Below are 22151 nucleotides of genomic sequence, written 5' to 3'. Positions count from 1 at the left end.
TTAATGAAAATTACTATAAAATACTTCTCATCTACTATAAACAGTATCTATTCCAATAGTTTTCTATTTTTGGTGTAAGATATTTTTCGGCTTTCAGCCTCTTTGGCGATTTTTATAAGATTGAGTTTTCTGGGTTCTGCTTTTACTTTTGCTTCCAAGTCAGCGAGTTTGCCTGCATCTTTAGCTGCCGAAGTAATAATGATATCAATTAAATCATCAACATTTTCAATATTTATTGCCATACCTCCAGTAACATTTGCAATCCATGAAAAAAATTGATTAGCAACTAAATATTCAATAGGCGTGTCAAAATCGCCAATCTCTATTGGATAGTTTTGCATTTTTCTACCATGACCACAAAACACACTGTTTATTGTTGTATTTGCATGATACAAGCTTTTTGTTAATTCCCAAAAATCGCGTTTTTTAGGGCAATTATACTGTTCATGAGGGCTCGCGTCACCAAACAAAACAACAGAACGATTATGCAATTCTTTCCAACGTATGTTTTGCAATAGATCATGTAAGGCTTCTTCAACTGCTTCATCATCAGTACTATTTCCACTGCGCAAAACAGGTGTTGTCTCTATAAAGTTAGCTAGTTTTTCAATATCTGAACAAGGTTGACATACTGATGTGATATAAGGTAACCCTTCGTCATAGTCCAAATAAAAAATTATTCCAATTCGCAAATTTTCTATCAGTTTAAACATTTCAATACACAACTCTTTAAATTTTCTTTTCAATAATTCGTGATAATTTGTCATTGATGTAGTTAAATCGCCAACTAAAATTAAATCTAAGCCTCTATTTTTATCTATCAACTCCTCTTGTAGTGTTGAGCCTTCTTCTTTCAAAATATTATCTACCGCCACTTTTTTCGATAGATTGAGCGAACTAATTTTTTTTACCCCACCACCTGATTGTTTTGCTATTCCCTTTTTACCAGTAAGTGCTGGTAAGTTTAATTTTTCTTTTGACATGTTTTACTCCTTATTTTTATGTTTTTTTCTTTCTTCATCAAATTTTTGTCGTTTATTTTTGTCCAATAAAACCTCTTGAGCTTCATTCAGTTCTTTCATCTTTTGTTCAGCCTCGGCTTTCTCTTCTTCAGTTTTACCATGCTGCTTATCGGGATGGTATTTTTTTGAAAGCTTATGATATGCCTTTTTTATTTCTTTTTCTGTTGCATTTTCATCCACTTCTAAAACCTCATAATAGTCTACAAAAGGCTTTTTACTTTCTTCACTTTCGGAATTTTCTTCGGCTCCACCGCTCCAACTATTTAAAATTGTTAAAAGTTGTTCATAATTTTTACATGATGCTAAACCAAAGAGAATATTTCTGTAGCCTTCCGAAAATTCCCACTTTTTTATTTCTTCATCTGCTTTAAGAATGCACTCTGCAATAAAATCAATCCAATCAGAAAGATCATCAATAAGTTCATTTTCTTCAGCATGTGCTTTTATTTGTTCAAATTGAGCTTTCAGTTCTTTAAACGAATTATCTATTTCTTCTATTGGAGTTGCAAATCCCTTGAAAGTACCTTCACAATATTTTTCGTTAAGTTCGGTAAATCGTTTTTCTATATCTTCCACAGATTTTAACGCTTGTCGAATTGCTTCTTTAACAACTATTTTGGCGGTTTTACCTTCTTCTGTTGAATCAAAATTTATGTCTTTAACTGCCTCACGAGCTATATCTAATTCAGCAATTTTTCGGTCGTATTCTGCAATTTTTTCGTTTAGGCTATCTTCTATTTCTTTTCGTTTACGTTCAAAATCTTCTTCTTTTTGTTTTATTTCATCATCAATTACTTTTGCTTTTTCATAAATTGCAGACGCTTCTGCTTCATATTCTTTAGCTTGCTTATTTAGCCTTTCGGTTTCTTCCTTTTCTCGTTTTATTTCTTCTTTATCTTTTTCTAATTCTTCTTTTAAATTTTCATATTTTTCTTTTGCTTTATCCGACTCTTTTTCTCGTTCTTTAATATCCTTGCGCTCTTGTTTTATATCTTCACGTTCTTGGTCTAAGTCTCTGTCTTTTTTATTTACTCTATCTTCATTTCTGCTTAAATCGCTTTTTCTACCTTCAATGAAAATTTCCTCTTTTCTTATTTGCGAAAAGCGTTCATCTGCTTCTTTGTGTTTACTCTCTAAATCTCTTTCACGATTATGTAATAAATTTTCTTTTTCTTTTAATAGAGCTTCACGCTTTTCGTATTCATCAATCATCATTTTCATTTGCTGATTAAGCTCATAATTTTTTGTGGCAAGATCGTGATTTTCTTTTGTTAATTCCACCAGATCTTTTTGAACATCAAGATTTTTCTTTTGAGTTCCAACCGACAATTCAATACTTTTATCTATTGTTTGTTCGCGAATTTTTTGCTCAAGCTTTTCTTGTTCTTTTTTTACTTTTTCTTCTTGAGCTAAGCGTTCTTTTTTTGTTGGTTTACCTTGTAATTTATTTATAAAATCAAACATCCTCAACCTCATAATTTTTAGTAATAACTATTATCATAAAAAATACATCTAACTACGCACTTAAACGGTGGCGGGCGTAGACCCGACATCCGATTTGAAGTGCATGTTATACGATTACCTTTTTAAGAATATTGCATTCTCATTAATTTCTCTCTGAGTAGTTTTTTTTCTGTCAAAGTCCTTTATAAAGTTAAGTAATATATTTTCTTGATATTTTTTATCTGTTTTAAAGAAATTGCTTACACTTGAACATTCATTTCTATTAGCACATTCAATATAATTTTCTGTTAAACATTGAACTATTATAGTAATTAAGTTTATAAATTTTTCATCTAAATCGTCTGCACAATAATTTGAAATAAATGAGTCATAAACAAAAGTTTGACTTCTTATAATAGAAATATCATTAATCAAATTTTGTGGAGTTAAATCGCTATTAATTATTCTATATAAAGCACCTAAAATTCCAAAGAGCATTTGCTTGGCATTTTTAAAAACTTCCTTTTCTCCTGGGTCAAGTCCTTCAATAATTTTATTTGAAAGTTGAATATATCTATAATTCATTTTTATGAGATCAATAATAAATTGTTTTCTATCTGGATCTTTGTCATAATTTTGCATAAAAATTTGATTATAATAAGCAGGATTTTCAAAAATTTCTTTTTTTCCAGATCTAGCTGTTCCAGGTTTTTGATAAACAAATGACATTATCAATTGAGCTAATTCATCATTTTTTATTTTATATTCATATTTCTTTTTTGAAGTGATTTTTCCACGTTTTATTTCTAAATATATATTATTATCATCAAGCATTGTTTGTAATCGTTTCATTTCATTTGAATTTGATTTAATATCTCGTTGAAAAATTGGTTTTTGGGAATTAGTTGCTTCTGCAATTTTGGAATAGAACTGAAGTGTATATTTTGGATCCTTTGAACAAACGATTTTACAAGGGATAAAAAACTCATTTGAATTTGCTCCTTTGTAGTTTCCTATTAAATATGTAGTTTGACCACCATTAACTATTGAAAATTTTTCAAGATTTATTGTATTACCATCAATGTCAAAAGAGTCACACGCAATAATAATACCATTATTTAAAAACCAAAATTCAGGACGATCTTTATCTAAAGTATTATTTATATATTTACGAATATTGAGATCAAACAAACCTTTTGCTGCATATTTGTTATATAAGCTAATTAGTGAAATAGATGACAAATTTACTAAAACACCTTTTGTTTTTTCTGTTTCATATCTAAGACAATTATTTGCATTATCAATCTTCATTTTCTCATAATTAACAGTTTGAATTTCAGTAATATTTTCTTCAATTTTTCTTTCAATTGATTCAACAGAAACAAGATTAATTCTATCATATATTCTTTCGTCAATATTATTTTTAATTTTTTTATAGATATTCTGTTCATTTATAGTTGAAGAAGTATATATGTAATAGTCAATATTTTCTGTAGAGTCATCAGGAAGTCTATCTAATGCATTTTGTAAAATTGTTTTCACTTTAGAATTATAATTACCAGTATGTCCTTTTTTGAAATTTTCGATAGTTGATGACATTTTATTGATTTCAGCAAGAACAGTATTTGCTTCTAATGAAGAAGTATACTTTGATTGACCGATTATTACTCTCTGATTTTCATCGTCAAAATAAACAAAATCAATACCTCCATCATCTTTTGAATCTGTTACAAAATCTTCAAAGTCAGATACTTGATCTTGTTCAAACCAAAAATTCTTTAATATTACATACGAAAAAATTCTATCATCAGGAAGAGTGTTAGTAATACTTTTTTTAATTTTTTCAATTTCATTTGTTAATAAACTCATTATTTTTTTCCTCTATAAGTGTATGATTCATCTAGCGCCACAGTGCGGGCGTCCGTATAACATTCGCTTAACCTGCATTTGCGGCTCGTCCGCAATGGCAGGTTGAAGCGGGTGTTAGGTCTTATATAATTTTAAAAATTCTTCAGGCGTTATTATTTTTACAGGAGAATCATTGAAGCCATTTTCTTTATCACGACTTATAATAAAATCTAATTTTTCTTTTTCTGCACATTTCATTTGCAAACCATCTTCTAAATCTTTCCAGTTCGGGTTGTTACATATTGAAATAAAATCATCTTTACCTTCTTGTATAACCGTAAAAAACATACACAAATTTAATATCAAAGATTTTCGTTCTTCAACAGATTTATACTTTCTTAAAATAAAAAATAAATCTGATAATGAATGTGCTGAAATAAAACCAGCAATTTTCTTTGTTACACAAGAATTAATAATTATCGAGGCATTGTATGTATGAGGTTCTCTATTCTGTATTAAATCAAGGATAATATTTGTATCAATTAATATTTTCATATTTTTCTTCCAATGCTCCAAATAATTCTTGATCAGCATTTATTTCGCTTTTTACAGAACCCTTTATTCCATTAAAAAATTTCAATCCTTCTTTTGATTGTTCTTCGCTTTTCGTTTTTTTTATATATATTAACGATTTTATTTTATCAGAAAGAATTTCTAAGTCTGATAAATCTAATGTTTCCAATTCATTATAATACATATAGGCAAGATTAGACATATTTTCCTCCTAATCTGATTATAAAGTATTTCTTATAAAGTTTATAGTACCCCCTAAAAATTCCAATTTTTAGAGGGCATCATTAGGTTTAATTTACGATACATTTTATAAATCATTAATAAATATTGATTTACAAATATCGACCAGTCATCTGAAAAAATATTACTTGTGTTTTTACAGATAACCTTATTTCTTGGAAAGTTCTTCTTTTAGCTTTCTATTCTCCTCTTCCAATTTCTTTCTATTTTTTACGGATTTCGCAATTCCGTATCCTGCTGCTCCTAGTCCAACAGCCGCCGCTACCGGAGCAGCAGCAACAATGGCAATTCCACCCAACATTGAACCACCAATAGCAGCTAATCCAGATGTTATTGCAGCAGCTCCAGCCCCAGTTCCTGCTGCTGTGATTGCAGCACCAGCTCCTGCTATCGCACCACCAGCACCTAATGCTGCACCAGTACCTGCTGCAACTTTTTCAGCAAGTTTATTGTCTTCATTCTCCATAAAATTTCTCCTATAAATTTATTTTAGATCGAATAAATGTTATAGGTCGGTTCCGCACCTGCCTGCCGTAGGCAGGTCAACCTAACTACCGCTTAACCTGCATTTATGCCTTTGCCGACGCGTATAGCGTAAGGCAAAGTTGGCGCGAAAGTTGCGTAAAAAAGGGAATTGCGCTAGCAATGACCGCCCTAAGCAACTTTCGTGACAAAACAAATGTCAGGTTGAAGCGGGTGTTAGATTTTATTTTTAATAGAATAACCTATTCGCTTTTTCTTTGTCTTCGCATTATTTTACAGAATAGTTTATTATAGTTCCACCATTAATATTTCAAAAATATATGAATCAATCTCCTTAATAAATATTAATTTTTAGCCAAACTCTTTTAATGCAAGTAATATATTCTCTATTTTCCCTATACTTGCATCCTTATTAACCATATCAAGTAATGTTAATAAAATATTTTTTGTCGTAAAATCAGGCTCTATAAACCATAACGGATTTCCCCCCTGATTAGGATAACCAACATGAGGATCATCACCATTCCATCTAACGCCAAGACATCGTGATGATTCTCCATCATAATATCCCCAAATCGCTGCGTACTTACCGTCATCGTAGAGGTCAATTACATCTGACCACTTATGTGGTCTTACATCTTTTCCAGCTGGCATGATCTTCTCCTATTAATCTTTCATTTATGCTAAACACAAATTAATTGAATACTATATTTATTATTATCCTCCGCCCCAAGGATCAATCTTGCGGATTACTTTAGCAGCGACCGCCCTAAGCAACTTTCGTGCCAAAACAAATGTAAGGTTGAAGCGGGTGTTAGGCTTTTTTTCTTAGTAATTTAAACAACTCTTCTTCTTTTTCTTCATTTGTTAAGATCTCTAAAAAATCCTTTTCAGTAAATGCTGAAGAAATCCTATTAGCAACAATAATCGCTAAATTTCGTAATCTTCGTAATTTGGTAGGTCTAGATATTTTATGTAGTAGTGCTTCATTAGTTTTAACGAATTCTACAAATAATAGGGACATTCTGTCATCAAATTGTTCAAACATAGATGGTATCATTGTTGCAGCAACATCTGCATACCAATCAGTCCTATTATACCTTGAAGAAGTACCAACAGTACCAATGTAGGTTAATGATATAGAGGATATATAAATCTCGAGAAGATCTTCTGGAATAAAGGAAGCATAAGGTTGTAACTCACGTATACAGTTGTTTTCGGCTGAAAAATTATATAGATTATCACTCAATTGTTGAATAATTGGCTGAACTTTATATCGTCTCGCTGTTATTGATAAATAACGATCTGAATCAACAAGTCTAATAAACTCAAAAGCTGCATCTGTTATCTGTTTATCTCCACGACCAATTTCTTGATCCACTCTTCGTGTTATTTGTATTTTATTTTCTTTAAGTAGATTCTTCCATAAAATAGGAACGACAAAAGCTATATTTGATTTTAGTGTGGAAGAGGTATCATTACGGATGTATATAGTATAGAGGCGATTTGCTAATTCTTTTTTATATACTTCTGGCAAATCTCCAAGGGCTATTTCAATAGAAACAAGGTTTCTATCAAAACCAGCTTCACCCATTGTTCCGATATATTCATCAATGTTTATTATTTGTGGTGGATACTCTACACTTAGGACATAACGAGTACAATCATCCAGCATTGCGAGTACTTTAATAATTGATGGATCGCTACTTTTAGGATGTCCATCAAAAATATGTCGAGTTTCCTTTGCATGTCGTAAAACTTTATTTGCTTCCCAGCTAATAACACCAATTTTATAAGCACTTCTATTAATTCGTCATCATTAACATAATCTTGAAAATCCTCATATGTTTTTACTTGACGTCTTAATGTTATTGATTTATTGAATAGATCAATACTTCTAAATATAATTTTATTTCGTAGATCATCAACAACAGCATTCCAAACACATCCAATTGCACTACGATATCCTTTTACTTGAAGCACACGTAATGCTTCAGTTATATATGGATTATCGCGCATTTCTTCACGAACATTAGAAATTGCACGGTCAAATAAAGAGACTATCTCTGATGTGGTGACCTTAAGACTTTTCTCATATTCTGACATTTATTTTCCTTTCGCGCCGTAGGCGTCCATCTAACATTCGCTTAACCTGCATTTGCGGCTTATCCGCAATGTCAGGTTGAAGCGGGTGTTAGACGCATTGAATTATTTATCTTTCTATCAGCTTTCCAGTTAAATATTTATGTAAAATACTTCCTGCAAAAACTTCATATTCCATACCTTCTTCAAAAGCTTTAGCCTTTAGGTTATTCATATCTTGCTTGACAAGCATTATATCTATCTTCTCGCTTTTCATAAGCATACTTTCGGCTGCTTTTTTAAAATCATTACTAAGATCATAAAAATTTTTTACCGATTTCCATTCATCATTTTCTATAGATTCATACAGCTCTTTTTCACTATTCATTTTCTTCTCCAATCAAGATATTTCGATGTATATTTTCTACTTGGAAAAATAGTTTTCAAAAAACAAACATCGTTTTCAAGTACACAAGGAACTACATATACATATCTATCAATTTCTACAAGAAGCAAAAGTTGATTTGGATATTTTTCTTTATTTGGATGCTCTAAAATATCCAATAAATTATCTTGCTCAATTGCCACAATAATCCGCTCAAACGATATATTTCTATCTCGTTTAAGCATCATATTTTTTTCATTATTCCAATCGAATATCATACTATAAATAATATATCACTTTTTCAATTTTTTAACAATAAACCTAATACTACAAATAAACTTTATTTTTATACTATTACATAACAATATTAAAACACAAAAACTAAAGTTTTGTTTTCCTTAACAAGTTAATTATTATAATCACCATGACCGTCCGAAGGACTTTTAACTCGTTGACTTCCTTAACAAGTTTTAAAATTCAAAGATTAAAGTTTTATTTTCCTTATACAAGTAGATATTATAATAAAACATAACTTTATCCAAAGAACATAAGCTATTAATTTTGGTTTTATGTTTTAATTTATAAAAAATACACCCTATTTTTCAAAGTTACAGTTTATCGTGCCGAAGGCATCGGTCTAACTGCCGCTTAACCTGCATTTGCGGCTTGTCCGCAATGTCAGGTTGAAGCGGGTGTTAGACACTTTTATTTATATCGCTTATATTAACAATTATACTTTTATTATTGCCTTATTTTGCTTTTTCTTACTATAATATTCATAAATAAAAAGCTTTAAATTTTACATAAAGCTTTATCATTTGCCATTACATTTCTTTTATAATAATTCATATATTTTAACTATAATTCTATATTATTTACAAGATCAATCTTTTATCAAAAATATTTATCTTAAAATCATAAAGGGGATGTCTCAAAAGTTGGTTACTTTTTCGGCATCCCCTCGAGTTTAAAATTAAGTCTTTATACAGTAATGACTTAATTTTAAACATCGCATCTAAATCTAAGGAAACTGTCCAAAAACTGAAGTTTTTGGACAGCCCCTTTATTTTTAAAACCTATACAGCTTTTGATTATTAAATCTAAAAATTAAAAACTTTACTATAAAACTAAAATTTTATGTAAATTAACTACGTTATATTATAAATACCAGACCATCTGAAGGGCTTATATTTCGTCGATTCCCTTAATAAATTTAAAATCCTTAGATAAAACTTTTGCATTCTCTCACTCAAATACTCATTATAGTAAAATATAAGTTTAGTAAAAACTAAGCTATTTATTTAGATTTTATAATTTAATTTATAAAATAAATGCTGTTGCTTAATAGTTATAATTCATTATTACAAAGATATTGTCAGTTTTTGAGATCTTGCTAGTTAATTTTTTATAACAATGACCTATCTATTACACCATGCTTTATCAAGTTTTTTTTATTCCTTGACTTTAAATTTGAAATTAAAATAATTACTTGACCGTCTTCACAATTAAATGGGAGCAATTCATTCTCTTTTATATAACTAAATTTCCATTTTTCACACCATATTTTTAAGTCTTTTTCTATTTTATTATCAAAATCATATAATTCCATCTCTATAACAAGAAAACCATCTTTATTTCTCCATACAGCTCCATGATCGAAACATTTTGGTAAATATTCCATTTTCATAAATACTATAGAGGAAAAAGCTTTTTCTTCATTAGTTATTTTTTGTTTGATTTTATATTTTTCTTTAAACTTTAACAATCTATCACTTTTATTTTGTCTAGTTAGCATAATAACCCTCTTTGATTTTTCTTTTCCTCATGCACCGAAGGTGTCGGTCTAACGCCCCGCTTAACCTGCATTTGCGGCTTTGCCGATGCGCATAGCAGCGGCAAAGTTGGCGCGAAAGTTGCATAAAAAAGGGAGCCGCAGGCGACCGTCCAAGCAACTTTCGTGACAAAACAAATGTCAGGTTGAAGCGGGTGTTAGACGCTTTTATCTATTTTATTAGCTTTTAAGATTGAAGGTATTATATCATTATTTTGATGCTGCACTCCCAATTCTTTTATATCCTCTGTAAACTTTTTATTATCTTCAATATTTTTATTAAAAGAATATACCTCCAGTTTCACTCTTTTGTAATCGGCACCCACAATTCCATATTGTAATTTTTATCGTACATATCTCCCTCTTTGTAAACTTCAACATCAGGAGTGCCGGCGTGCCGATAACCCTGTTCCGGGAAGAAAGTATCCATAACATATTTCCAGCCTTGATGAATACAGTCGGGCACTGGACCTTTTAATTGTACGACAGCGTACTCGGCTTCGGGAATGTGCATGACGGATAAACCGAATGTTTCGGCTTTTTGCTCGTCGGTACAATCATATCCTGCCATGTAATTAAAGGAATTGCAATCTTTTACCTCATAGCATGAACCGTAGCTTTGCCCGTTTCCCATAGTAATAAGTTCCTCATGAGAAGCCTTATTAAATAAATCATTCCACACTTTCGGGAAATCGGTTGTTTGATTAGACTGAATGCATAAGCCTGCAATCGAAAACGCTTTTTCCTTTTCAATTCTAATTTCCATAGTTTGTCCTCCATTAACGGTTAAAGATAATTTTACAGAAGAAAATAATTTAAAGCTTTTTCCGTTCCTCACTTCGCTCGGACTTACGCCGTGGAATTTTTTAAAAGCGGCAGCAAAAGAATCGGGCGATTCATAGCCATACCTAAATGCTATATCTATCACTTTCTCATTGCCGTTTCTTAAATCGGCGGCAGCGCGGCTCAGCTTTCGCAAACGGATATACTCATTTAAAGGATAACCGACCAGTATCGAAAATATCCTGCTGAACAAAGGATATGAATATCGGGATAGATTCATAATTTCTTTTTCATCCGGTTCAGCATCGAGAGTACTTTCGATGTAGTCTATTGTCCTGTTAAATGATTGAATACTGTTCATCTTTCCTCCTGTAATGTTATGGAAATTATATAAAAAAAATATCTTACCGTCCCAATATTTTTTGTACAAATTTTATAGGATTAAACAAGTTTTATAAGTTAATAATTCCAATAAAATTATTAGAACTTCTCTCAAAATCTGTTTTTCAGCCCCCATAATCATTTCAGTGGTTTTTTATAAATTGTCTTAGCAAGTAATTATTATAATCACCACGACCGTCCGAAGGACTTTTATTTTGTTGATTTACTTAGCAAATTTAAAATACTTAGATAAAAGTTTTATTTTCCTCATACAAGTAGATATTATAATAAAACATAACTTTATTCAAAGAATCTAAGCTATTAATTTGGGTTTTATGCTTTAATTTATAAAAAATACATTCTATTTTTCAAAGTTACTGTTTATCGTGCCGTAAGGCATCGGTCTAACTACCGCTTGACCTGCATTTGCGGCTTGTCCGCAATGTCAGGTTGAAGCGGGTGTTAGATGATTTTTTTTATGTATTTTTATTCTTTTTCCATGTTATATAATCTTTTTTTATCTTCATATCTTTTAGTTTTTTCCACGCTTCCAAAGCATCTTCTCTTGTTGCATTTTTTTCATTTGCCAGATAATCACTTATAAAGTTATTAAATTTACAGGACGGGATTTGCGGAAGTTTTCCTTCAGTTTTATTTAAACGAATATATTCACAAATGACATCATTATACGTTATTTTTTCGCCATGAGAAAGTTTATTTTCTATCCAGCGATTAAGCCAATATTTTGCTCCTGATTTTATTTTCAGACCAGGTGCTCGTTTATCCATTTCAGTATTTATAAATTTCCATGTTTCTTTTGTGTTTCTAAAATTGTCAACAAAACTATTTAAATCCAATATATCTACATTACAACTTTTAATCTTACTGCTATTTTTTTTACTCACAATTCCTGTTTGCAAAAATTGAGAAATCATTTCTTCAAGCTGATCCTTTCGAGTTTTTGAATCAAATGGAATTTTTAGCGATTTTGCCAACTCTTTAAGCTCACTCATATACCAATATTTATTCTCAAATTCTTTTATTGTCATAATCTGAAGCCCCTGATTATTTTTAGCACTGTTAGACAATGTTTTTTCATTACTTCAAAACATCTATCATATTTCCTAGCTAATTTTCATTTTATATTTCATCGTTTTTTATAAAAAAATATGAATCAGCATCATCTAATAATAATTTTTTAGATATACTGAAAACTAAATATTTTACATTATTAGCTAATAAGAAATTTGTTCTTGTTAAACCATTGCACAGTGTAGGTATGATATCGTTATTATTTTCTATTTTAATATCAATATTTACAACAGGAACAGGGTTATTCTCTCCATGAGCAAATCCTTCCTTCGCATCTTGATATTTACAATCATCTTTCTTATCTTTAATATTTGCTACTATTTTTTGTATTTTAAAATTAGTTTTTTTCCACTGTCTGTCGAAATAAGTAGCTTCAATAATTATAAATAATTTTTCACATGAACTCATATAATATTTTTTATTTCCAATAAGTTCAAAAATAATACGGCCATTTGTATTTCTATAAATATTTAAACCATCTATTTTTTTCATATTTTATTCGCACCGATAGGTGTCCATCTAACATTCGCTTAACCTGCATTGCCGTGCCCGTGCAGGGCTTGGCGTGGAAATTGCATAAAAGAAGCAGAGACACGTAAGTGGCGAAGCGATATAAGCAATTTCCATGACAAAGGCAATGTCAGGTTGAAGCGGGTGTTAGATTTTATTTCCTATGTATTTATATTCTTTTCCACATTATATATATTTTTTTTACTTTCGTATGTTTTATCTTATTTCATGATTTTAAAGTTTCTTCTCTTATGTATTACACAATCACTTATAAAGTTATTAGATTTGCATGATCGAATTGACTATCAGTTTAAATCATTATATTGCATTCTATCAAGAAGTTGATGAATTTTATTATCTAAAATTTTTTTTGCTTGTCTTCTCATTTCCTTTTGCAATTTTTTTGTTGATAATTCTTTATTTTCCATTATTATTTTATCCAATTCTGTTTCAATATTGATATAAATATTTTTCTTTGCAAATTTCTGTTTGACTTTTTTTATACCTAATTTCGATATATCATATATCGTAGAAGCAACAAGACTACTTATTATTGGTATAACTATCGTATTAATAAATTCTTCAGTACCTCCGGCTCCGAATTCTCTTCTTGGTGCAGAAACATACAGATCATTATAAAATACAATATCTTCCTTATCATATTCAGATATAATGGGAAGTAATACATCAACTACATCAAATATTGCCTCTCTATTGTTCCCTGCATTAATTATTGAAGATATTGTTTTGTAATCTAAATAACCTGCGGAATACTTTCCTATTAAAAGATTTACCTTAGAAAACAACAAATCTTGTGTTATATCGTAAATTATACCTCCAATGTAAATCTCTTTAAAAAACTCACGCTCTTCTTTGCAAATTAAGCAAATTTTTTTGTATTTTACAAAAATAGAATCAGTCCAATTAACAACTTTCTGTTTTTTTGTATATAAGTCATATATATATTCTTCTATATATTTTTTTAAATTTAATGTAAACGAGTCATCCAAAATGGATTCAAAATCTGTAATATATTTTTGATTTAATAAATCAAATGATATTTGCGTATCGAAGCAATATTTATTATGTTTACAAAAGCCACTTTTCATTTTCCCTCCTTTGCGCGAAGCGTCAATCTAACATTCGCTTAACCTGCATTTGCGGCTCGTCCGCAATGTCAGGTTGAAGCGGGTGTTAGATGTGTATTATTTCTATATTTGGATATAGTTTTTTAAAATATTCTGCTACAAGTCTACGATGACATTTATCTGCTGTTGGTTCACTGCACAATAAACAAGAATCCATGAGTATATCCAAGCCCATGCTATTTTCAGGTTTTCTTTTTTGCAAAAGTGCATTAAATTGTTGTTCATATTCTACCCAGCCAATAGCTCCTCTCTTATACCTTCTTAAGATATCCTCTGTAGGAGCTAATTCGCTTAAATGCAGGTATTCAATGTTACATATCTTCTTTAAAAAATATTGCAAATCACTCTTTTTTGTAAATCCAGCAAGTTGTGAAAAATTATTCAATCTAATATCAATCAGCCTAACTATTTTATTCTTGCTAAGAAGTGAGAAGAAAGTTTTAGCATCTTTTTTTGTAAAACCTATGGTATATATTTTAGCCTTCATATTCGTTATCATTATTACTCCTCTTATAAGCTATCTCTAAGCTTCTTCTGTCATAAGCACTCTCAATAACTTCTTCTTCCGTCATAAACATATCATTCTTATTCATCGAATATTCACTTACCAAACGTGTTTCCGCGGAGTCATTAGTCTCAATTCTTCCATTGTCTAAAATATGAGAAATATTGACATTGTATTTCCTAATTGAGCGACATACCAATATATTCCTATGGCATCGAAGCGGATCAATTTCAGCACACATTAATGCAATCGTATATTTCTCAAGTCCATTAATCAGTCTGTTAACTCCCTTCTTAAAATTATCTGTTTTAGAGATTCGTGAATAATCTGCCCTATCTCCAATGTAGCACGTATCGTCTTCCGATCTGGCACCCAATTCACTGCCTAAGAAAACATAGTAAATATTATTATCTAAAAGTTTTTGCTTAAGAGTCTCCTTATTATATTCAGGCTTATAGCGACTGTATGGTGAAGAACGAACGTCAACAATAGCATCTATGTGCATAGATTTTAAAATGTTTATAAAGACCTCAATATTATATGATGAATACCCAATGGAATAGAGAGTTTTCATAGTATTATTGCTGCTGCAAATAAGTAACAAAATCCATCTGCATGTGGTAATCCTAGGCTAATTGTAACATAGTGCTCTCTTGAAATGGTATACTCACCATTCTTACCACTCAAATATTGCCTTTCAATCTCTGGATGCGTAATTGGAAGTATATATTTCTTATTATCAAGCTCGAATTGTAATCTAACTTTCCTTTTAGCATTATTGAATTCAGCACCTTCAACACGTACAAGTATCTTGCTTTCATGAAGCTTTAATAAAACAAGCGAATGCGAAATATGCTTTGTATTTTCTGAACTTATTCTATCGTTAATTCCTTGATAAGACGAATTAAGATTTTTCCAGATATTACATGGATCATCACAAATTGTACTTAATTTATTAGCTACAAAACTACCAGTCTTTACCCAATAGGAAGCAGTATCTATGAGATTATTTTCACTTTGAAACTGATTTGGTTTTTGGGCTTTTATTTCTAAAGCTATTATATCTAGCAGTTTTGGCAATTCTCCATTTTCAAAACGCATCTCAATTTCTGATATTTCTTCTGTAGATCGATTGCTAATTGGCCTAATCCAATTGAAATTGTCAATTAATTTACCTGCAACACAATAACCAGAATTTTTTCGGCTATTAGCTAGACAAATAAACGTTTTTTTCATTACATTCTCCTTTTTTTGCCCGAAGGGTCAATCTAACTTCCGCTTAACCTGCATTTGCGGCTCGTCCGCAATGTCAGGTTGAAGCGGGTGTTAGACGCTTTTACATAACACCTACATATTTTTCTACTATCGTGTTCTGTAATAATTGTGAAAAATTTACATTATTTTTTTCTGCAAGCGTATTCACCCATTTTGGAAGCGTTATATTCTTTCTTACACATTTGCTTGAGTATTTTTCACTATACGAATCCATATCTAAAATAAGCATATTTATAAAACTTTTATTATCAGGTAGTTTTATTTTTGTAGGTTCACTTGCTTTTGGAACAGCATTTCCTTCCTCGATTTCTGTTAATATCCACCCTGATGCCGCATCTATTCCCATCTCTATCGCTTCTATAAGAGAAAATCCTCCGGAAACACAGCCTTGCAAATCGGGAAATTCTATACTATAACTATTATCTTCTTCACAATATGTTATTATTGCCGGATATGCTAATTTCATTTTATATTCCTCCATATATCCTTATTTCAATCCTGCCTGCTTTAGAATTGCTTTCACGGTTCCTATCGGTATATCTCCTTTATGATTTGGGACCGTAACTTTTCCGGATTTTACAGTATGTTTATATTGATTATGAGAACCTTTTGCTGTTACAAAATACCAACCATCCGCCTTTAGTATTTTTTCTATTTCTTTTGCTGTCATTTTATATCCAATCATATTATACGCATTATGCGTATAATTATCAAGCTGTTATTACAATAAAATACGGCATTTTTAGTAAAAATAAGCAATTAATTTGAGTTTTAAGCTTTAGTTTACAAAAACCATATCCTGTTTTTCAAAGTTACGGTTTATCGTGCCGAAGGCATCCGTCTAACATGCAGTTAAGCTGCAAAACGTACCGGCGTCTAGCCGGCCGCTCTTCAGAGCGGGTTTTGTCAGTCTTGAACTGCGTGTTAGACACTTTTATTTTATTTATATAACTTAATATTAACAATTACGCTTTTAATTTTACAATATTTTGCTTTTTACTACAATATTTAATAAATAAAAAACTTAAAATTTTAATACAAAGCTTTATTATTTGCATATCCAACTTTCATATTACTTAATGCATATATTAAAAACTATTAATTTAACTATAATTCTATATTATTTATAAAACAAACCTTTTATAAATAATATCATCTTAAAATTATAAACTTATTCTTAACAATAAAACTTTATTTTTAACTATACAGCTTTTAATTACTAAATCATTAAAATCAAAACTAAAACTTTATTTTCTTTAACAAGTTAATTATTATAATCACCATGACCGTCCGCAGGACTTTATTTTGTTGATTTCCTTAGCTAGTTTAAAATACTTAGATAAAACTTTAGTTTTCCTTAACAAGTTAATTATTATAATCACCATGACCGTCCGAAGGACTTTTAACTCGTTGACTTCCTTAACAAGTTTTAAAATTCAAAGATTAAAGTTTTATTTTCCTTATACAAGTAGATATTATAATAAAACATAACTTTATCCAAAGAACATAAGCTATTAATTTTGGTTTTATGTTTTAATTTATAAAAAATACACCCTATTTTTCAAAGTTACAGTTTATCGTGCCGAAGGCATCGGTCTAACTACCGCTTAACCTGCATTTGCGGCTCGTCCGCAATGTCAGGTTGAAGCGGGTGTTAGATGTGTATTATTTCTATATTTGGATATAGTTTTTTAAAATATTCTGCTACAAGTCTACGATGACATTTATCTGCTGTTGGTTCACTGCACAATAAACAAGAATCCATGAGTATATCCAAGCCCATGCTATTTTCAGGTTTTCTTTTTTGCAAAAGTGCATTAAATTGTTGTTCATATTCTACCCAGCCAATAGCTCCTCTCTTATACCTTCTTAAGATATCCTCTGTAGGAGCTAATTCGCTTAAATGCAGGTATTCAATGTTACATATCTTCTTTAAAAAATATTGCAAATCACTCTTTTTTGTAAATCCAGCAAGTTGTGAAAAATTATTCAATCTAATATCAATCAGCCTAACTATTTTATTCTTGCTAAGAAGTGAGAAGAAAGTTTTAGCATCTTTTTTTGTAAAACCTATGGTATATATTTTAGCCTTCATATTCGTTATCATTATTACTCCTCTTATAAGCTATCTCTAAGCTTCTTCTGTCATAAGCACTCTCAATAACTTCTTCTTCCGTCATAAACATATCATTCTTATTCATCGAATATTCACTTACCAAACGTGTTTCCATGGAGTCATTAGTCTCAATTCTTCCATTGTCTAAAATATGAGAAATATTGACATTGTATTTCCTAATTGAGCGACATACCAATATATTCCTATGGCATCGAAGCGGATCAATTTCAGCACACATTAATGCAATCGTATATTTCTCAAGTCCATTAATCAGTCTGTTAACTCCCTTCTTAAAATTATCTGTTTTAGAGATTCGTGAATAATCTGCCCTATCTCCAATGTAGCACGTATCGTCTTCCGATCTGGCACCCAATTCACTGCCTAAGAAAACATAGTAAATATTATTATCTAAAAGTTTTTGCTTAAGAGTCTCCTTATTATATTCAGGCTTATAGCGACTGTATGGTGAAGAACGAACGTCAACAATAGCATCTATGTGCATAGATTTTAAAATGTTTATAAAGACCTCAATATTATATGATGAATACCCAATGGAATAGAGAGTTTTCATAGTATTATTGCTGCTGCAAATAAGTAACAAAATCCATCTGCATGTGGTAATCCTAGGCTAATTGTAACATAGTGCTCTCTTGAAATGGTATACTCACCATTCTTACCACTCAAATATTGCCTTTCAATCTCTGGATGCGTAATTGAAGTATATATTTCTTATTATCAAGCTCGAATTGTAATCTAACTTTCCTTTTAGCATTATTGAATTCAGCACCTTCAACACGTACAAGTATCTTGCTTTCATGAAGCTTTAATAAAACAAGCGAATGCGAAATATGCTTTGTATTTTCTGAACTTATTCTATCGTTAATTCCTTGATAAGACGAATTAAGATTTTCCAGATATTACATGGATCATCACAAATTGTACTTAATTTATTAGCTACAAAACTACCAGTCTTTACCCAATAGGAAGCAGTATCTATGAGATTATTTTCACTTTGAAACTGATTTGGTTTTTGGGCTTTTATTTCTAAAGCTATTATATCTAGCAGTTTTGGCAATTCTCCATTTTCAAAACGCATCTCAATTTCTGATATTTCTTCTGTAGATCGATTGCTAATTGGCCTAATCCAATTGAAATTGTCAATTAATTTACCTGCAACACAATAACCAGAATTTTTTCGGCTATTAGCTAGACAAATAAACGTTTTTTTCATTACATTCTCCTTTTTTTGCCCGAAGGGTCAATCTAACTTCCGCTTAACCTGCATTGCCGCAAAGGCAATGTCAGCGTTGAAGCGGGTGTTAGATGTCTATTTTTTTTACCAAATAATCCTCAATGTTTACTAGAAGAGCACAATCCTTACTTTTATTCCAAACTGCAATGTCTAAATCCCAATAAAAAAAGTGACTTGTATTTCCACTTATATTTTTTTTAGAACGTTCAATACCTTGTTTTGAGTATAAGATGATCTTATCTCCTGCCTTGATTTTTTTATCAGGAAACCAGTAATTATGTCTCAATTTATTTGATATATAATTACCATCATAAGTTGTATCAAAAAGAATATAATCACCAATATCACAGTCATTATTTGCTTCTAGAACAATTCGTTCCGCTGACTTATTACCAGCATCTTTAACATAAAGAATTCTTATATCCATTATTTCTTACTCCATTTAGAGATAGTCGCACCTAAAATTAATATCAAACCAATTACAATAAATAGCCAGTTTTGTATTTCAAAAGGCTTTGAAAAATCAAAACTAGAAATTGCGATAATTATACCACCAATTGTATAAACAAAATCGGAAAGAATTTCTGAAGATTTTTTTTGCTTTAGTTTTTCAAGTGCTACAGATAATGATTTATCACATTCGTGAAACTTTTCTTCTATGTTTCGTAAAACCGAAAGCTCTTTAGTATATTTTTCATTATCGGATATCAACATTTTTACAACCGCAGGACTTTTTAAATCCTCTTCATTCAAACTACGAGCAATATTGGGATAAAAATCTATTGCTTTTTTAGATTCGACAGGAGTTTTTTTAGCACCCGTTTCTTCTTCCATGTCATCAATGTGTGCATCAGTCATTTAAACCACCTATATTATTCATCCAGCGCCGATAGGCGTCCATCTAACTGCCGCTTAACCTGCGTTTGTGTCTTTGCCGACGCACAAAGCGGCGGCAAAGTTGGCGCGAAAGTTGCATAAAAAAGGGAGCCGCAGGCGACCGTCAAGCAACTTTCGTGACAAAACAAATGTCAGGTTGAAGCGGGTGTTAGATTTTATTTTTCTTAAAAGCCCCTTTTCTTGCTTTCTTTGCTAACTCGTCTTTATTTTTATAAGAATCAGTTCTACCTTCCACTGCTAAAACTGTAATTATAAATTTGCTATCTTCTAAATACCCGATAATTCTATATTTTCTAAATTCCGGACTTTTAAATCTCCAAAGCCCTTTTAAATTTCCAACTAATTCTGTTCCGCCAACTTCATATAGCCCTTTTTTATCTTTTGCAGAAACAAGTTTATTCTTGAGATATGTTTTTATATTCTCTCTTTCAGTTGCTTCTAATTTTAAAATTTGCCGTTGAGCTTTTGGAGCAATCTCTACAACAAACATTATTTGAAGACCTCATCAAGAGCATAAGTCTTTTTACCATCTGCAATCCACTCATTATAAGACTGCTCTGCAAGATAATAATCTTCAATATCGTCAAGTTGCTGTTCAATAGCCTTTGTTGCATAAAAGGTTTTTGTCCTACCTGTTTTCAGAGCAAGTGCTGTAAGTCTGTCTTCTAATTCCGGTTTTAATCGTAATGCAAGCATAGTACTTCTCCTTATTTGCTATATATGTATAGCAAATAAAATAAAATTTGTCAATAAAGACGGACTATCTTTCTGTAAAAAATATATTTTCTTGAATTTCACGAATATAGAATTTTTGAACTGTTTTATTACTCGTTTGTCTTTGGTCAGTTAAGCTGTTTTAATTCATATAAAAAGTCCATATATCATAAGTACATATTTATGTTACTATTGTCTATATCATTAATATACAAAATAATATACGGACTTTCTGCTTCCAGTAATACTTACACAATAGGTGCTTTTTTAACTTTTTCAAGTGTATTTGGGTCTGTCACTCGTAGAAATTCTCTATTATTTATTTTTAGAATATTTCCTGATACACTAAATGATATTACCGTACCATCATATGATGTATAGTTATTACCTGAATAAGTACCAGCAAAAGATTTTTCCCACTTATTGGAATCTACGGCATAAACTTTTCCATCAAGAAAATAATAGCCGATATGATATCCGCTTTCAAACCATGCACTACCATTAAGGTTGTTGCTATTATCATTATCGCCGGAATTGACCTTATTACTATTCGGTTGCGGACAACCAGTAATTAATACCACTGCACCAATTATTAAAACTAATGCTCCAATCATTGAAACTACTTTTCTCTGTTTCATTTCGACCTTCCTTTCGCAATGCCCTTTTTCATTGCAATTATTTTATTTTTTTTGGTCGAAGGACTGTTTCGATTGGTTCCGCACCCGCCTGCCTTCAGGCAGGTCAATCTAACATGCAGTTAAGCTGCAAAACATACCGGCGTTTAGCCGGCCGCTCTTCAGAGCGGGTTTTGTCAGTCTTGAACTGCGTGTTAGACGCATTAAATTATTTATCTTTCTATCAGCTTTCCAGTTAAATATTTATGTAAAATACTTCCTGCAAAAACTTCATATTCCATACCTTCTTCAAAAGCTTTAGCCTTTAGGTTATTCATATCTTGCTTGACAAGCATTATATCTATCTTCTCGCTTTTCATAAGCATACTTTCAGCTGCTTTTTTAAAATCATTACTAAGATCATAAAAATTTTTTACCGATTTCCATTCATCATTTTCTATAGATTCATACAACTCTTTTTCACTATTCATTTTCTTCTCCTTTCCAATCAAGATATTTCGACGTATATTTTCTACTTGGAAAAATAGTTTTCAAAAAACAAACATCGTTTTCAAGTACACAAGGAACTACATATACATATCTATCAATTTCTACAAGAAGCAAAAGTTGATTTGGATATTTTTCTTTATTTGGATGCTCTAAAATATCCAATAAATTATCTTGCTCAATTGCCACAATAATCCGCTCAAACGATATATTTCTATCTCGTTTAAGCATCATATTTTTTTCATTATTCCAATCGAATATCATACTATAAATAATATATCACTTTTTCAATTTTTTAACAATAAACCTAATACTACAAATAAACTTTATTTTTATACTATTACATAACAATATTAAAACACAAAAACTAAAGTTTTGTTTTCCTTAACAAGTTAATTATTATAATCACCATGACCGTCCGAAGGACTTTTAACTCGTTGACTTCCTTAA

The 22151-nt window shown here is 30.7% G+C and carries 32 protein-coding genes and 1 pseudogene; all 33 read right to left on the bottom strand.

Annotated elements, in window-relative coordinates; all coding sequences use genetic code 11:
* Positions 1-47 precede the first annotated feature (47 nt).
* Positions 48-983, bottom strand: coding sequence for a vWA domain-containing protein (locus E4N78_RS05890; RefSeq protein ID WP_255812100.1), 936 nt, complete (start codon positions 981-983; stop codon positions 48-50).
* Positions 984-986: 3 nt separating this feature from the next.
* Positions 987-2486, bottom strand: coding sequence for a DnaJ domain-containing protein (locus tag E4N78_RS05885; protein ID WP_255812099.1), 1500 nt, complete (start codon positions 2484-2486; stop codon positions 987-989).
* 114 nt (positions 2487-2600) lie between these two features.
* On the bottom strand, positions 2601-4334 hold the full coding sequence (locus E4N78_RS05880; protein WP_255812098.1) for an AIPR family protein: 1734 nt from the start codon (positions 4332-4334) through the stop codon (positions 2601-2603).
* Between the two features lie 114 nt (positions 4335-4448).
* Entirely contained in the window at positions 4449-4868 is a 420-nt protein-coding gene (locus E4N78_RS05875; protein WP_255812097.1) for a type II toxin-antitoxin system VapC family toxin, read from the bottom strand.
* On the bottom strand, positions 4852-5088 hold the full coding sequence (locus tag E4N78_RS05870) for a hypothetical protein (protein WP_255812096.1): 237 nt from the start codon (positions 5086-5088) through the stop codon (positions 4852-4854). Before E4N78_RS05870 ends, E4N78_RS05875 begins: the two co-directional genes overlap by 17 nt.
* Positions 5089-5274: 186 nt before the next feature.
* Positions 5275-5592 (bottom strand): hypothetical protein, encoded by a 318-nt coding sequence (locus tag E4N78_RS05865; protein WP_255804498.1) that lies wholly within the window; start codon positions 5590-5592, stop codon positions 5275-5277.
* 368 nt (positions 5593-5960) lie between these two features.
* Positions 5961-6263 carry a hypothetical protein gene (locus E4N78_RS05860; RefSeq protein WP_255812094.1) on the bottom strand — a complete coding sequence of 101 codons (303 nt, stop codon included), beginning with the start codon at positions 6261-6263 and terminating at the stop codon, positions 5961-5963.
* 160 nt (positions 6264-6423) lie between these two features.
* A complete protein-coding gene (locus E4N78_RS05855; RefSeq protein ID WP_255812093.1) occupies positions 6424-7284 on the bottom strand; it encodes a hypothetical protein in 861 nt (286 codons plus the stop codon).
* On the bottom strand, positions 7254-7715 hold the full coding sequence (locus E4N78_RS05850) for a hypothetical protein (RefSeq protein ID WP_255812092.1): 462 nt from the start codon (positions 7713-7715) through the stop codon (positions 7254-7256). The genes E4N78_RS05855 and E4N78_RS05850 overlap by 31 nt, the downstream gene beginning before the upstream one ends.
* Before the next feature lie 106 nt (positions 7716-7821).
* Complete coding sequence (locus E4N78_RS05845; protein WP_002672992.1) at positions 7822-8079, bottom strand: hypothetical protein; 258 nt, start codon at positions 8077-8079, stop codon at positions 7822-7824.
* Positions 8076-8354 carry a hypothetical protein gene (locus E4N78_RS05840; protein ID WP_002694401.1) on the bottom strand — a complete coding sequence of 93 codons (279 nt, stop codon included), beginning with the start codon at positions 8352-8354 and terminating at the stop codon, positions 8076-8078. Before E4N78_RS05840 ends, E4N78_RS05845 begins: the two co-directional genes overlap by 4 nt.
* Positions 8355-9481: 1127 nt before the next feature.
* Complete coding sequence (locus E4N78_RS05835; protein WP_255812091.1) at positions 9482-9871, bottom strand: hypothetical protein; 390 nt, start codon at positions 9869-9871, stop codon at positions 9482-9484.
* A 194-nt stretch (positions 9872-10065) separates the two neighbouring features.
* Positions 10066-10233 carry a hypothetical protein gene (locus E4N78_RS05830; protein WP_010957040.1) on the bottom strand — a complete coding sequence of 56 codons (168 nt, stop codon included), beginning with the start codon at positions 10231-10233 and terminating at the stop codon, positions 10066-10068.
* Positions 10209-11051 (bottom strand): AraC family transcriptional regulator, encoded by an 843-nt coding sequence (locus E4N78_RS05825; protein ID WP_255812090.1) that lies wholly within the window; start codon positions 11049-11051, stop codon positions 10209-10211. The genes E4N78_RS05830 and E4N78_RS05825 overlap by 25 nt, the downstream gene beginning before the upstream one ends.
* Before the next feature lie 496 nt (positions 11052-11547).
* Entirely contained in the window at positions 11548-12120 is a 573-nt protein-coding gene (locus E4N78_RS05820; RefSeq protein WP_255812089.1) for an SAP domain-containing protein, read from the bottom strand.
* 91 nt (positions 12121-12211) lie between these two features.
* Positions 12212-12655, bottom strand: a complete 444-nt coding sequence (locus E4N78_RS05815; RefSeq protein ID WP_255812088.1) for a plasmid fertility inhibition factor family protein — start codon at positions 12653-12655, stop codon at positions 12212-12214.
* A gap of 323 nt (positions 12656-12978) precedes the next feature.
* Positions 12979-13782 carry a hypothetical protein gene (locus E4N78_RS05810; RefSeq protein ID WP_255812087.1) on the bottom strand — a complete coding sequence of 268 codons (804 nt, stop codon included), beginning with the start codon at positions 13780-13782 and terminating at the stop codon, positions 12979-12981.
* Between the two features lie 85 nt (positions 13783-13867).
* Positions 13868-14320, bottom strand: coding sequence for a DUF488 domain-containing protein (locus tag E4N78_RS05805; protein WP_255812082.1), 453 nt, complete (start codon positions 14318-14320; stop codon positions 13868-13870).
* Positions 14298-14900, bottom strand: a complete 603-nt coding sequence (locus tag E4N78_RS05800; protein WP_255812085.1) for a DUF488 domain-containing protein — start codon at positions 14898-14900, stop codon at positions 14298-14300. The genes E4N78_RS05805 and E4N78_RS05800 overlap by 23 nt, the downstream gene beginning before the upstream one ends.
* Positions 14897-15562, bottom strand: a complete 666-nt coding sequence (locus E4N78_RS05795) for a dual OB domain-containing protein (RefSeq protein WP_255812084.1) — start codon at positions 15560-15562, stop codon at positions 14897-14899. Before E4N78_RS05795 ends, E4N78_RS05800 begins: the two co-directional genes overlap by 4 nt.
* 100 nt (positions 15563-15662) lie before the next feature.
* Positions 15663-16067: a type II toxin-antitoxin system HicB family antitoxin gene (locus E4N78_RS05790; protein ID WP_002669522.1), complete on the bottom strand. Its 405-nt coding sequence runs from the start codon at positions 16065-16067 to the stop codon at positions 15663-15665.
* A 21-nt stretch (positions 16068-16088) separates the two neighbouring features.
* Positions 16089-16271, bottom strand: a complete 183-nt coding sequence (locus E4N78_RS05785) for a type II toxin-antitoxin system HicA family toxin (RefSeq protein ID WP_002669524.1) — start codon at positions 16269-16271, stop codon at positions 16089-16091.
* A 984-nt stretch (positions 16272-17255) separates the two neighbouring features.
* Positions 17256-17708 carry a DUF488 domain-containing protein gene (locus tag E4N78_RS05780; protein ID WP_255812082.1) on the bottom strand — a complete coding sequence of 151 codons (453 nt, stop codon included), beginning with the start codon at positions 17706-17708 and terminating at the stop codon, positions 17256-17258.
* A complete protein-coding gene (locus E4N78_RS05775) occupies positions 17686-18288 on the bottom strand; it encodes a DUF488 domain-containing protein (protein ID WP_255812081.1) in 603 nt (200 codons plus the stop codon). The genes E4N78_RS05780 and E4N78_RS05775 overlap by 23 nt, the downstream gene beginning before the upstream one ends.
* Positions 18285-18565: pseudogene (locus tag E4N78_RS13915) on the bottom strand (dual OB domain-containing protein). The gene E4N78_RS05775 and the pseudogene E4N78_RS13915 overlap by 4 nt, the downstream one beginning before the upstream one ends.
* A gap of 20 nt (positions 18566-18585) precedes the next feature.
* Positions 18586-18948: a dual OB domain-containing protein gene (locus E4N78_RS05770; protein WP_255812079.1), complete on the bottom strand. Its 363-nt coding sequence runs from the start codon at positions 18946-18948 to the stop codon at positions 18586-18588.
* A gap of 88 nt (positions 18949-19036) precedes the next feature.
* On the bottom strand, positions 19037-19396 hold the full coding sequence (locus E4N78_RS05765) for a hypothetical protein (RefSeq protein ID WP_255812078.1): 360 nt from the start codon (positions 19394-19396) through the stop codon (positions 19037-19039).
* Positions 19396-19827: a hypothetical protein gene (locus E4N78_RS05760; RefSeq protein ID WP_255812077.1), complete on the bottom strand. Its 432-nt coding sequence runs from the start codon at positions 19825-19827 to the stop codon at positions 19396-19398. Before E4N78_RS05760 ends, E4N78_RS05765 begins: the two co-directional genes overlap by 1 nt.
* 187 nt (positions 19828-20014) lie before the next feature.
* Positions 20015-20356 (bottom strand): type II toxin-antitoxin system RelE family toxin, encoded by a 342-nt coding sequence (locus E4N78_RS05755; protein WP_255812076.1) that lies wholly within the window; start codon positions 20354-20356, stop codon positions 20015-20017.
* Entirely contained in the window at positions 20356-20562 is a 207-nt protein-coding gene (gene relB / locus E4N78_RS05750) for a type II toxin-antitoxin system RelB family antitoxin (protein WP_255812075.1), read from the bottom strand. Before relB ends, E4N78_RS05755 begins: the two co-directional genes overlap by 1 nt.
* A gap of 266 nt (positions 20563-20828) precedes the next feature.
* Entirely contained in the window at positions 20829-21218 is a 390-nt protein-coding gene (locus tag E4N78_RS05745) for a hypothetical protein (RefSeq protein ID WP_255812074.1), read from the bottom strand.
* A gap of 209 nt (positions 21219-21427) precedes the next feature.
* Complete coding sequence (locus E4N78_RS05740) at positions 21428-21685, bottom strand: hypothetical protein (RefSeq protein WP_002672992.1); 258 nt, start codon at positions 21683-21685, stop codon at positions 21428-21430.
* Complete coding sequence (locus tag E4N78_RS05735) at positions 21678-21965, bottom strand: hypothetical protein (RefSeq protein ID WP_010957044.1); 288 nt, start codon at positions 21963-21965, stop codon at positions 21678-21680. The genes E4N78_RS05740 and E4N78_RS05735 overlap by 8 nt, the downstream gene beginning before the upstream one ends.
* Positions 21966-22151 lie beyond the last annotated feature (186 nt).

It is taken from the genome of Treponema denticola (genome assembly GCF_024400535.1).
Classification (GTDB): Bacteria; Spirochaetota; Spirochaetia; order Treponematales; family Treponemataceae; genus Treponema_B; species Treponema_B denticola_C.
This window is presented reverse-complemented; position numbering and strand designations above follow the sequence as displayed.